Genomic DNA, 12,252 nt, shown 5'->3' on the forward strand with positions numbered 1-12,252 from the left:
TCTGCGCTCCGTGGCGCGTCATTCGAACTTCACATGGTGGCGCGCCTCGTTGACGAAGTAGAGGCCCGCGGCGGTCGTGAACAGGCATGCTTTGAAGAGATACCCGATGTCGTAATAGGTCTTGAGCGTGTCGCCGAATATCCCGGCCCGGAACAGCTCGAAGCAATGAACGAGGGGCACGTAGAGCGCCAGTTCCCGCGCTTCGCCGGGCAGCCAGGCGACCATGAAGAACATGCCCGAGACGGGAAGCATGAGATACTGGAACGGCTGGACGAGCTTGTCGGCGAACTCGAACCGTTCCGATGCCGCGGCGAAGATCAGCCCCACGGCAAAGGCGAACCAGGCCGTGAACATCCACCCGGCGAAGATCAGCCCCAGATCGCGGTAGGGCTCGATAAATCCCAGCAGCCGGACGATGACATAGGTGATGACCAGAGCCGCGGTGATGCCACCGATTTCCATGAGCGCGCGGGCGATGAGCGCATCGTGCAGGCGGATCTGGCGATGGTACATCAGCGGCAGGTTCTGGCGCAGGCAGGAGACGGAGTGAGACGTCACATGCCGCCAGAGGGTCAGCGGCATATATCCGCTCAAGGCGAACGCGACGATGACGAGTCCGTGCGACTCATGCTTCATCAGGGACCACATGGCCATGACGCCGCCTGTGAGGATCATGGGTTCGACGATGAGCCACAGGAAACCGAGGTTTTCCCGGCCATAGCGCGCCAGCACCTCGCGCATGATGAGCGCGCCGAGCACGCGCGCCTGAATTCTAAGCCCAACCATGAATTGCATAAAGCCGCCCGTAGCGCCATACTTCGTGTTCATGCGGGAGGCTCTCCTTTTCGGTTCGGCCGTGGAGACGGCATCGTCCCACGATACCGGCGGCGGACTCCCGCTCAATCTTCTTTGCGTCAGTTTTGGACAATAACCGCATCCGGCGAGCGGGTCCGGCCGGCAAGGACCGGCTCGCCAGCCGGCAAACCACAGGAAAGGTGCCGCCATGGCGCAGATGGTTGAAAAGATAAAGGCGCGGGACTGGCAGGCGGTAGGCCGCGAGATAGCCCGGCTGGCTCCCGGGCAGGCCGGGGCGGGAAAGGGCCGGAAACGCCCCGGACGGCTGGCTGTCTTCCTCACCGTCGTGGGAGTGCCGGTGGCATTCGCCAGCTTCTACTACGCCTTCCTGGCCGCCCCGATCTTCGTGTCGGAATCGTCCTTCGTGGTCAGAATGGCGGCGCCGCCGTCGTCGAACGCCTTCGGCTCCCTGCTGCAGAACAGCGGAATAACCCGTTCGCAGGACGATACATTTTCCGTGCAGGAATACATGCGCTCGAGACAGGCTCTCAAGGAGCTCGGCGACCGGCTTCCTGTGCGCGGAATTTTCGGAAGCTCCGACGCCGACTGGCTGATGCGGTTCCCCCGTTTCTGGGAGAACAACAGCGAGGAGGAGCTCTACCGCTACTACTCCGACCGCATCTCCGTCATCCACAACGACACGACCGGCATCACCCTGCTGCGCACCACCGCCTTTCATGCAACGGACGCCTACAGCCTCAACCAGACGCTGCTCGCTCTCAGCGAAAGCCTCCTGCAGCGCATGAACGAGCGTGCGCACAATGACGCCGTCGAGTTCGCCGGCAACGAGGTGCGCCAGGCGGAACAGCGGATGCTCGAGGCACAGAAGAGCATTACGGCCTTCCGCAACAAGGAGCTGATGATCGATCCGAACGCCAGCTCCACCTCGATGGTCGAACTCATCGGCCAGCTGTCGGCCGAGCTGGCCGCCATGCGCGCGCGCCTCGCGGAAATGCGCGAGACGGCGCCCAACAGCAATTCGATCCCGTTCATGACCAGCCAGATCGCCGCCCTGGAGCGGCAGATCGAAACCGAGCGCCGGAAGATGGTCGGCTCCGACAACTCCATCGCCCCGCGCATCGCCGATTACGAAAGCCTCGTCCTGATGCGGGAATTCGCCGACAAGGCTCTCGTTTCGGCTCTCGATGCGCTTGATGTCGCGCGATCCGATGCGCGGCGGCAGCAACTCTACCTGGAGGTCGTCGTGCCGTCGCATCTGCCGGACGAGGCGGAACTGCCCTTGGCTCTGAAGAACATCTTCATCACCTTCCTCGTCATGTCCTTCGCCTATCTGGTCGGCTGGCTGCTGGTGACGGCCGTTCGCGATCACGACAACGGCTGAAGATGAAGATATGCCCCGCGGAAGGACCGCGGGGCATTCTCAGGCGGCCTGCCAGAAGCAGGTGTAGATTTCGGCCATGCAGGCACGGATTTCCCGCTCGCAGGCGGAATCCGGTGCGATGTGGCCGTAGAGTTCGAATTCCACGTCCCGGGCACGGATGTAATGTTGCAGGGCGGAACGGAAATCGCCCATCGCCTTGTAGAGATGACCGATCTGTATCTCCACGTCGATAAGGGATTTCTGGTCGTTCGCCTGCGCATAGCTGCGATAGTCGTCGTAGAGCTGCAAGGCCTCTTCGAATGCGCCGGTTTCCTTCGTCACATTCGCATAGATGGCGATCAGATCGATTTCCCCATCGACCGTCACCAGTTCCCGCAGCAGCTCGCGCGCCACCTGCCAGCGTCCGGTCCTGACAAGATCCAGCGCCTCTTCGCGCTTGCGCTCCACCTTGATACGGGAGAAACGCAGGCCGGCGGTCGAGAAATGATGGTTCACTTCCGGATCGGCGGGCGCCAATGCCTGCGCGCGGCAATACCACTTGAATGCAATTTCGAGATCGCCCATCCGATTGTGCAGGTGCCCGAACTGCAGGTGGATATCGGGATCGTGCGGCTGCTTGTCCAGGAACTGCTGGTAGGCTTCCAGGGCGGCGTCGAAATCGCCCAGTTCCTTGCAGGCGTGACCAAGCTGGACGAAGAGGTCGATGCGCAGGGGGTCCTGTTTCAGCGCCTGGCGATAATAAAGCACCGCATTCGCCCAGTCTTGACGATCCCGGGCGGCATCGGCCGCGGCAAGCGCATGGGCCGGTGGCGGAAGTTCCGCGGTCTCATCGGCCCGACGGCCGGACCACAGGAGCGGAGAGGTCAGACGAAACTCCCGCATCATGACGCCTGCCGCAGGGAAATGTTGCGGGGACGCAGCCAGGAATCCTCGGCCGAACGCTCATGTATCCGGATGCGCAATTCGATGAACCGGTGCTCGGGCCTGATATTGACGCAGAGCGCACCGGAGAACGGCCCGGCTATCGTCAGATGCTGCAGGAAATCCAGACCGGAATTGGCAACGATCTCCACGTCGAGCCTGGCATTCGCCGGCTGAACAAGATCGAGATCCAGCAGCCAGGTGCCTTCCGCGAAGCTGCGTTTGGGACCCGTCAACAGCCAGCCGGGCTGGACATTCCATCCCTTGTCGGTGACCCGCAGCGGCTGGCACAGGAGATCGGGACCGATCATCCAGCCGACATTCTCGACCTCGCGCACGAAAATCGCGGTCGCCAGCCCTTCCGTGTTGATCAGCAGCCCTGCCGGCATGATGCGGGCGCTGGAAGGGTCGATGCTCTCCCGCAGATCGTCTTCGTCTCTCGGCAGCAGGGTATCCCAGAAAGCGGTTTGTCCGTTCCGGCGCGCGATGGCGATGATCTTCTTCACGACCTTGGCGCGGGTGGCCACCCCGCGCCTGAGATCGAATTCCAGCCCGAGGCGTTCGGCCGAGTTCGGTTCACGACCGCATATGCGCGAAAAGCTGTAGCGAAGGAATGCCGCATCGTCGTCCGGTGCGAAGCGCGTGAAATTCTCCAGTATGGCGAACTGGTCCGGCTCCCGCTGGATGGCGTGCAGGACCGAGCGGCTGCCCAAGGCGACCGGGACGGGGCGACGCGCCTTCAACGCATCGACCACCCGCAACCGGTTCGTTCCCTCGCGGATCGCATTGGCAAGAGAATGCCGGTCGTCCTGGGAAAGCTCGCTTTCCGTCAGGTCCAATGCCTTTGCCCAGGCATCCACGAAGGATTCCGCTGGCAAAGAGAATACGTCCCTCGGCAGTGCCTCGAAAGTCTGTCTATGCAACTCGGCGACGGTCAACATTACCCCCTAATATCTGTTCGATCGCTATTACATGCCGTTCGGCCACACGCGGATACGAGTACCATTGCGCCGTCTTTCGGCGGTCGGCATCGCGCATGTGCAACAATTGTGAATTCTGGGAGAGGCTCGCGAACGCTTCCGCGATGCACTCCACGTCGGCGCTCTTCACCACATGGCTGATGGGCCACATATCCCGCAGCACCGTGGAACGCGAGCAAAGCATCGGCCGGTTCACGCTCATGGCGATGCGCGCCGCGCCGGTCGCCGTCTCCGTCGAATGACCATAGAGGAAGGCCAGCAGGTCACAGGTGACGAGTTCGCGCCGCAGTTCGTCCTCCGGAATGAAGTCGAAACGCGCGGTTACGTGATCCGACAGCCCCAGATAATCGATCAGGTTTTCGACCGTCGTACGCGCCGCCCGGGATTCGTCGTTCGGCACCATGCAATTGAGCAGCTTCAGCCGCAGCCTCGGCTCGTAGGAGCGTGCTTCGGCAAAGGCGAGCACGAGCCGGTCGATATTCTTGTGCGGCATCAGAAAGCCGAAGGAGCCGATCGTGAACGACGAAGGGTCCAGCGCGGGCGCATCCGTCGGCTCGGGAAGAATACCGTGCGGGATCACGACCGGGTTGGGATGCCCGGCGGCCGAAAGGGCGCCCGCGTCTTCCGACGAATGCACGAACACGGTGTCGAAGGCTTTCGTCCATTGCAGGGAACCGCCGCGTAGCGCCTCCTTGACGCTGTGCATCGTCAGGGCGCGCGCCCTGTGTCCGGTCGAGGGCAGCACCTGCGCCAGCAGCTCCATGTCGGGGGTGGAGAAATGCCCCGGATGATGCTGCATCCACAGGACATCCGCACGTCCCTGGTCAAGCTTTCCGGCAAGCCGCTTCAGCGAGACCAGATCGTATCCCCAAAGCCGCGAAAGGCCCCGGGGAGCGGCAGCGTCCTTGTGCCCGGGCGCTTCCGGCAACTCATCGTTCATGATCCGCCGTGCGAAGACGTGATCGAGCCTGCCCGCGAAGGCCGGCGTGGCATAAAGATGCTCGGAATACGTGGCGATGCCGCATTGCTGCTGCCACGAGGAGATGAGGTCGATGCTCCAGCTCTGCTTCGGCCGGGCGACGACGACAGGGGCCGGCTTGGCGAGAGCCGCCAGCACGCGGCGGGCGACACCGGACCAGGTGAAATGGGCGGCCAGCAGCTTCTGCGCCTGCTGGCAACGAGCCTCGGCCTCTTCCGGCTGGTGGAGCACGGCGCGCATCTGCGAACCGAGATGCTCCAGGGACGGCTCGGCCCAAAGGCTGAAGGAACCGGCGACATGCGCGCGCGACGCCGCCATGTGGCAGTCGACCAGCCAGGCCGTGTCGGGGCGGCAGAAATCAAGTTGCCCGCTGTAATTGGTGGTCACGACCGGAATGCCGAGCCGCATCGCTTCGGCAAGAGGCAGACCGAATCCCTCCCCCCGGCTGGGCGCGACGACCATGGCGGCGGATCGATAGAGCGCCAGAAGCTGATCGTCGTCGTAATAGCGGTTGATGACGGTGATCGGCGGGGCGCCGGGAAGCCGCTCCCGTTTCTCCGCCAGCACGGCCTCCAGTATGTTGTCCGGGTTCGGAAAGGTCTTGATGACCAGTTCCACCGGTTCGTCCGCCCGGAAGCTGCGCAGGAACGCCTCGACGAGGACATCGATGCCCTTGCGCGCGAAGCAGGAGGAAACGTGAAGGATGCGCTTGCGCTGATGCTCCTGCGACGGCCGTGAGGCCGGATCGGCGGGAACACTCACATGGTCGCAGCCATTGCCGATGACCTCGACCGGGATCGTCACGCCCGACTGCACGAACGCATCGCTGACGAAGTTCGCCGTGACCATGACGAGGTCCAGGTCGCGGTTGAAGCGGTCCACCAGGTATTGGGGAAATTCAAGCTCCTCCCATGCGAACCCCACATAGGCGTTCACCTTTCCCACCATGTCATGGGTCGCGGGTGGCCATGTGTTCCGCAGGTGGATGTCGAACTGTTCCCCGGCGGGATAATCTTCACGCATCCGGCGCTTGATGTCCGGCACCGCGTCGAGACGGGCGTCCGTCTGCCAGTCCTCCTCCGCCGTGTAGCAGACGAGGTTCGTTCCGAGCGCGATCAGCGCCTGGGCCAGATGGCGGTTGACGATGGCGAGGCTGTAGTCGCCCTTGAATACGCCATCGAAGAATATCGTTTTCCCTGAAAATCTCTTGATAAGTAATTTTTCATCGATGTCCCCCGCATCGAGCGTAAAGGGCGACACGATTGCATCGACGTGCATACACTACTCCAAAGCCGTTACCATCTCTAAAACAGAAGACGCCTTGCCCGCAGCACGGAGCTGCGGACGAGGAAGTGTCGGTATTCACCGTTGCTGTCCAGCCGAGGCCGGAAGCGAGGTGGGCGGCTTGCGCCGTCCACCCCTTCCTCGTGCCGCCCTTCAGGAAGCCTTGGCCTCTTCGACGACATATCCCAGCTCCGCCGCGCGCTGGGTAAGGGAGTGGCGTACCTTTTCGAGAACCGCACCGGCATAGACGGGCGGGTAGCACCAGTCGTTCCAGGAGCGCGTTGCCGTCAGAGCGCCGAAGCGCAGGACGCCCGGCTCAAGGAAAGCCACACGGCCGCCGAGATCGAGATAGGTTTCGGTGAGGGCGCCTTCGGCGAGGATGATGTTGTGGCGATCCAGTTCGATATGGAAATATTCGAACGGCGTCAGCATCGTCTCCTGGGTAATGGTGGTGCCATTGACCAGGAATTTCGCCGGAATGAGCGAATCCTCGAAGAACATGCAATGGTCCGGAGAAACGAGCAGGTCCCGCTCCGGAGCATTCTGGGCGATCGCGCCGGCCTTGATGCGGATCGGCATCGTGTCGCGCGGCTTGTCGAGCGCCTTCGGATCGAGCATGCGGCGGCCAACCCACTTGATCTCCGATACGCCCTCGCCGTTGTAGGTAACGACGAGATCACCGACCCGCAGGTCCTCGACCGGAACTTCCCCTTCCGGGGTCCGGATATAGGTGCCGCGCAGGAAGCAGCTGGTGAAGGTCAGCGTATCCGTGCCGCCATCATAGTTGTAGGTGACGCCGTCCGGGATCGAATAGGAGCCTACCGGGAAGAGGTGCAGCGGATCGGAATAGAACGTCACCACGCTTCCGATCTGCCCGACATAGTTGGAGCCGACAACCTCGACCCGGTCGCCCGCGCCGACATTGATCACGCTCGGCGGAGCCGAAAGGTTCAGGTTGATCAGGCCCGAGTCGTAGGTGAAGAGGCCAGTGCCGCCGGAATTGGCGAAATCCACGGTAACGCCGTTCAGGAGGCCGAGGTTGAGCGCGCTCGCCTGCACTTCGACGCTGGAATTCGCACCGATGGAATAGGTGAAGCTCGAGCCTGCCTGGACGCCCGCAAGACCCGAGTCGATGACGACGTTCGCTCCGTTGATCGCCTGGATCGTCGTATTCGACAGCAGGCCGCCACCGACGATGCTGGTCAGGTTGACGTCGACGCCGTCGACAACCAGCGTGCCGCTGGAAACGAGCGAAAGCTGCAGCGTGTCGGTGCTGTCCCAGTTGCTGGAGTCGATGACCGTCGTGCCCTGGTCAAGGAGATCAAGATTAATCAAAGCCATGGTATTATCCTCTCTCTAAGACGATCCGGTTGTCAGAACTTGTAGTTCAGACCTACCCGAATGCTGTGGAAATCAGGGGTTGCCTTGGTCCAGAGCGCGGAATCCCCTGCATTGAAATGGTCGAAGTTCACGTACTGGTATTCGACCTTCGCAGTCAGGTGGTCCGTGAACGCATGTTCCACGCCGGCGCCGAGAACCCAGCCCACCTTGGTCTTGTCGTCATCGATGGCTTTGACGCCACCCACGGAAGCCTTGTAGTCGATATGCCCGTAGGCAAGACCGCCTGTGCCGTAGATCAGCGTGCGGTCGAGGGCGTAGCCCACGCGGGGCCGGACGGTGCCGTACCAGTCGATCTTCGAAGACGTGCGGATGCCGCCCTCCGACACGGAATCGCTGATGTCCGCTCCCTGGAAGTCGGCTTCGAGACCGATGACCCAGTTGTTGTCGAACTGGAAATTGTAGCCGATCTGCCCGCCGCCGGCGAAACCGGAAACGTCTACCGAGCCGAAATCGCCGAGATGGGCATCCCCTGAATGCATGCCCACGCTGTCGTCACCGGCAAAGCCCCCCCCGACATTCGCGCCGAGATAGAAGCCCGTCCAGGAAAATGCCGACTGGACGACAGGCGGCTCCGAGGGAGGGCTCACCCTCGCGAGATCTGCGGCATAGCCTTCCCCCGCTGCACCTATTGCCAAAACAAGAGCTGCGGCAATGCGCGTTTTAAACACTTAATATCCCTCCAAGAAAAGTTTCATGAGCGGCCCCTACTCCGGATAAATTAGCCATCTCCATAATATATCCACATTTATCCATGTAAATTCAGAATCAAAATAATTTTCTAAGCAAAAGTTGCTTTATTTGTATATTCGTGTCGCATTCTGTATTGAATATAAACGTCATCTATACTCTAGGACTGCCATAGTTTCTGAATGAAGCGATGCCTGCACTTTCATATCGTGCGCTTCCGAGTCGACAGAACGAGAGGCATTCCAGCACGATCGACGAGCGATGGGATCAAGGAGCCCACAATGGCGGTTGGCCGGGAGAAGTCGGGACGTTCCGCAGATCATTCCAGGCCTGCGGGGGATGAGGTCGCGGATAGGCAGCCTTTCGCACAAGGGGGCGTAGGGAGGCGATATCAAGCCGGCGCGGACCGAAATCCGCAGGCCGACGAAGGTCCGGCCTCCCATGGCCTGGGTCTCTGCGCAGCGGGGCTGATGGGCGCCGGCATGGGCTCTCTTCTCGCAGGGTATTTCGATATCGGTATCGCCGTGCTGGCGGCCATGACAGTGGGCGGCTACCTGGGCTGGAAAGCGCGGAGTATCGCCTGATGCATCCGCACGGACTACTGAAGATCAGCATTGAGAACCTGCCTCACATCGCGGCCGCATATTCCGAAGGCGTTGCGGGGCGCGTTCTTCACGAAATCTGGCGCCGCTTCGAAACGGCGCCCGCGGCCGACAGATGGCAGGTGACCACGGAGCATTGGGGTGTTTCGGTCTGGCTTCGCGAGGATGACGGCGACGCGTGGGATGAACTCGAGGCCACGATCTGCGCTGCGGCGCTTGAGCCTGTCGAGATTGGTGGCACGGCGATCATCGTAGGCCTGCATTGCGGCGCCGGCCGGCCGGAAGGCTGGGGCGAACTGCCCCTCGGACTGGATGTCATCCAATACAGATCGGACATGCGGGCGGTGGCGGCCGCCTATGCCGCGATGACACAGGGCAGGACACATTTCGCCGAACAGACGATCTCCGGCTCATCGGGACCGTCGGACACGCTCTATCGGGAATGCCTTCTCCGGCTGACCGATGCCGGCGGACGCCTGATGATGCCGGCCGCATGGCTGGCCGCGATGGAACGGCTCGGCCTGACGCGCGCTTTCGACAGGCAGGTCGTCCACCGGGTGGTGGCGGAGCTGAAACGCCGCCCTTTCGATGTACTGGGATGCAACATCTCCGCGCTCTCCGTAACGAAAGACCTTTGGTGGAATTCGCTTCTGTCGGAACTGGCGCTTGTCCCCGGCCTGGCGAAACGTCTCGTGGTCGAAATCACGGAAACGGCACGACTGCCGAGCATCGACAGGGCCGTTACCTTCGTGGCGGCGATCGGGGCAACCGGCGCACGCGTCGCCATGGACGACTTCGGAGCGGGCTTCAGCACCATCTCCTTTGCCCGCCTGAGCCGCCTGGACATCATCAAGATCGACCGCTCATTCCTGCGTCCGGCCGATCCGGACGATGCCTATCTGCTCGGTCACATGATCATTCTTGCAAATGCCTTTGCCGGCGAAGTCGTCGTCGAGGGCGTCGAGACCGAAGCCGACCTTCAGGTTGCGCTTGCGGCAGGCGCAAGGTGGTTCCAGGGGTATTTTTTCGGAAAGCCGGCCTGCGTCGCCGGCGCCGTCTCGAAATAACCCGGAATGCGTAATCGGAATGCCGGCCTCGGCTATCCGACACGGCAAGGCATCTCATCGGGGACGGATAAAACCGTTCAGGGAACCGGTCGCCGGGATTCGCATCCGGCACACTTGGAAATTGTTCCCGATGGTGTAATCTCGGTCTGTACCTTTTTCACGGGGAGGGAACCATGGATATCAGTGCGATCATTGCCCAGGTCATCGGCGGCGCAGTTGGCGGAACCGCAGGTGGAAAAATTCTCAAGGATTCCGATCTCGGCCAGATCGGCAACCTCATAGCCGGCGCAGTCGGTGGAGTCGGCGGCGGCTCCATCCTCGGCTCCCTTATCGGTGCCGGAGGCGCGGCTGCCGGAGGCGTCGACATCGCTTCACTCGCCGGCCAGCTTGTCGGCGGCGGCGTTGCCGGTCTCGTGGTCCAGATCGTCGTCGGCCTGATCATCAACAAGGTTTTCAAGAAAGCCTGAAATCCGGCTTTCGGAAAACAGCGCAACATGGCCTGAAGCAAGGCGTGGGTTCGTGTGCCCGGACGGGAGATCGTGCCCGTCCGGTGCATGGACTTGGATATTTTGCGGTGCACTGCGCCAGCCACCCGGCCGCTGCCCATGATGCTGGCGGCTCGTGGGCGGATGGGGCCGGTGTGCGGAGGCGATGACTCGCCTCGCTGCCGAAGGCCATCGCGCACCAGTCCTGCTTCAGAGGACTGGTGCGCGATGGCCTTGGCTATTCGATCACCATGACGTTGACCTCGCGGGCCGCCTTGATAAGCGCGGCGCGGACCGCATCCGGGGTGGCTTTATCATGCATGCCCTCGAAGCAGGTCTTGACCGCCTCGCAAAAATCCTCGCCATCGTCAGCCGGCCATTCTCGCAGAAGCACTTCCGCCGTTTCCTCGACCGAGTGCACGACCCTGTACTGGCCTAGGTCATGCATGACCAATCCAACCGGCCGAAATTGGTGCAAGCTGTTCGATTTCATGACGTTTCGTCTCCGTCGCACTGCAGCATTAGCAACACTGCAATAACCATGCCGGAAGACGCCGCAGAAGCGAAGGCCTGCGGACGGGGAGCCACGACCGCTCGCAGGTGAGACACTTTTGCCGCCAACGTTTCGGAAGCCCGGACGGTTCCGTTCCCGGCTTTCCGCCGCCGCATGGCAGATAAAACGGATTTGGATTATCCATTCCATTTTGGTAGGTTTCGATGAAAATTTTTTAGCTATCCTGAGGAATCAACATGCGGGAAGCCGGTCCACCTGCAACGGTGAGCGCTTTCGATGAAAGACTGCTGGAAGTATCCGCCACCTTACCGAAGAGATTGCGGCAATGTGCCGACTACGTTGCCGCCAACAAGGACCGCATCGCCGTCTCAACGGTCGCGGAAATGGCGGAAGGCGCCGGCGTGCAGCCGTCCGCTTTCATGCGCTTCTGCCAGATCCTGGGGTTTTCCGGCTTTTCCGAAATGCAGAAGCTTTTCAGGGATTCCTACGCGGGCGGATGGCCGGATTATTCCACCCGCATCCAGCACCTGCGCGAAAGGGAGGAAGGCAGCCCTTCCGCCCTGCTGGCGGAATTCGTCGAAGCCGGGCGCACCTCGCTGGAAGGGCTCCTGAAGACGGTGGACCAGCAGGCCCTCGGGGAGGCCGTGAAAACGCTCGCCGATGCGCGGATGGTCCACATCATTGGGCTCAGGCGGTCCTTTCCGGTGGCGAGCTACATCGCCTATGCGCTGGAAAAGATGGAAGTCCCGGCCATGCTGCACAGCGCCGTCGGCCAGATCGACAACAATCACGCGATACGAGCCGGCGACGCCCTGCTGGCGATCACGTTTTCACCCTATTCCGCGGAGACGATCGAACTCGTGGAAGGCGTCGCCGCCCGGGGCATACCGATCGTCGCCGTGACGGATACGATCGTCAGCCCCTTGCGGAGGTTCAACGCCATCACGCTTTCCGTTTCGGAAGTCGATTTCGGCGCGTTTCGCTCCCTGTCCGCGACGCTCTGCCTTGCCATCAGCCTTTCGGTTGCCGTCGGAACCGCACGAGCAGGGATGTGAACAAAAATATTGAAATTCTACAAAATAGAATTTACAGTCCATTTCTGTGAGGAGACAAACGGCCGGCTTGGCCCCGGCTG

At 61.6% G+C, this 12,252-nt stretch carries 11 protein-coding genes; 4 read left to right on the top strand and 7 right to left on the bottom strand.

Annotated features, from left to right (window positions below):
- Nucleotides 1–18: 18 nt before the first annotated feature.
- Nucleotides 19–828, bottom strand: a complete 810-nt coding sequence (locus ACFFP0_RS05455) for an ABC transporter permease (protein ID WP_377257419.1) — start codon at nt 826–828, stop codon at nt 19–21.
- A gap of 175 nt (nt 829–1,003) precedes the next feature.
- Between ACFFP0_RS05455 and ACFFP0_RS05460 the strand changes: the two genes are divergently transcribed.
- Nucleotides 1,004–2,197, top strand: a complete 1,194-nt coding sequence (locus ACFFP0_RS05460) for a KpsE/RkpR family capsule polysaccharide export protein (protein WP_377257421.1) — start codon at nt 1,004–1,006, stop codon at nt 2,195–2,197.
- 39 nt (nt 2,198–2,236) lie between these two features.
- Here the strand turns inward: ACFFP0_RS05460 and ACFFP0_RS05465 are convergent, their stop codons facing one another.
- The 5 genes from ACFFP0_RS05465 to ACFFP0_RS05485 all read right to left on the bottom strand — a co-directional run bounded on the left by ACFFP0_RS05465 (nt 2,237) and on the right by ACFFP0_RS05485 (nt 8,349).
- Nucleotides 2,237–3,079 (bottom strand): tetratricopeptide repeat protein, encoded by an 843-nt coding sequence (locus ACFFP0_RS05465; protein WP_377257423.1) that lies wholly within the window; start codon nt 3,077–3,079, stop codon nt 2,237–2,239.
- Complete coding sequence (locus ACFFP0_RS05470; protein ID WP_377257425.1) at nt 3,079–3,978, bottom strand: hypothetical protein; 900 nt, start codon at nt 3,976–3,978, stop codon at nt 3,079–3,081. The genes ACFFP0_RS05465 and ACFFP0_RS05470 overlap by 1 nt, the downstream gene beginning before the upstream one ends.
- A gap of 55 nt (nt 3,979–4,033) precedes the next feature.
- Complete coding sequence (locus tag ACFFP0_RS05475; protein ID WP_377257427.1) at nt 4,034–6,355, bottom strand: glycosyltransferase family 4 protein; 2,322 nt, start codon at nt 6,353–6,355, stop codon at nt 4,034–4,036.
- A gap of 159 nt (nt 6,356–6,514) precedes the next feature.
- Nucleotides 6,515–7,702 carry a Hint domain-containing protein gene (locus tag ACFFP0_RS05480; protein WP_377257429.1) on the bottom strand — a complete coding sequence of 396 codons (1,188 nt, stop codon included), beginning with the start codon at nt 7,700–7,702 and terminating at the stop codon, nt 6,515–6,517.
- Between the two features lie 32 nt (nt 7,703–7,734).
- Nucleotides 7,735–8,349, bottom strand: a complete 615-nt coding sequence (locus tag ACFFP0_RS05485) for an outer membrane protein (RefSeq protein WP_377257431.1) — start codon at nt 8,347–8,349, stop codon at nt 7,735–7,737.
- Between the two features lie 683 nt (nt 8,350–9,032).
- On the opposite strand from ACFFP0_RS05485, the gene ACFFP0_RS05490 reads away from it, so the two are divergent.
- Nucleotides 9,033–10,118 (top strand): EAL domain-containing protein, encoded by a 1,086-nt coding sequence (locus ACFFP0_RS05490; RefSeq protein WP_377257433.1) that lies wholly within the window; start codon nt 9,033–9,035, stop codon nt 10,116–10,118.
- A 173-nt stretch (nt 10,119–10,291) separates the two neighbouring features.
- Nucleotides 10,292–10,585 carry a hypothetical protein gene (locus ACFFP0_RS05495; protein ID WP_377257435.1) on the top strand — a complete coding sequence of 98 codons (294 nt, stop codon included), beginning with the start codon at nt 10,292–10,294 and terminating at the stop codon, nt 10,583–10,585.
- Between the two features lie 256 nt (nt 10,586–10,841).
- On the opposite strand, the gene ACFFP0_RS05500 is transcribed toward ACFFP0_RS05495, so the two are convergent.
- Nucleotides 10,842–11,096, bottom strand: a complete 255-nt coding sequence (locus tag ACFFP0_RS05500) for a DUF982 domain-containing protein (protein ID WP_377257437.1) — start codon at nt 11,094–11,096, stop codon at nt 10,842–10,844.
- Nucleotides 11,097–11,353: 257 nt separating this feature from the next.
- On the opposite strand from ACFFP0_RS05500, the gene ACFFP0_RS05505 reads away from it, so the two are divergent.
- Nucleotides 11,354–12,172 (top strand): MurR/RpiR family transcriptional regulator, encoded by an 819-nt coding sequence (locus tag ACFFP0_RS05505; protein ID WP_377257439.1) that lies wholly within the window; start codon nt 11,354–11,356, stop codon nt 12,170–12,172.
- Nucleotides 12,173–12,252: the final 80 nt, after the last annotated feature.

The organism is Neorhizobium puerariae (assembly GCF_042429745.1).
Taxonomy (GTDB): domain Bacteria; phylum Pseudomonadota; class Alphaproteobacteria; order Rhizobiales; family Rhizobiaceae; genus Neorhizobium; species Neorhizobium puerariae.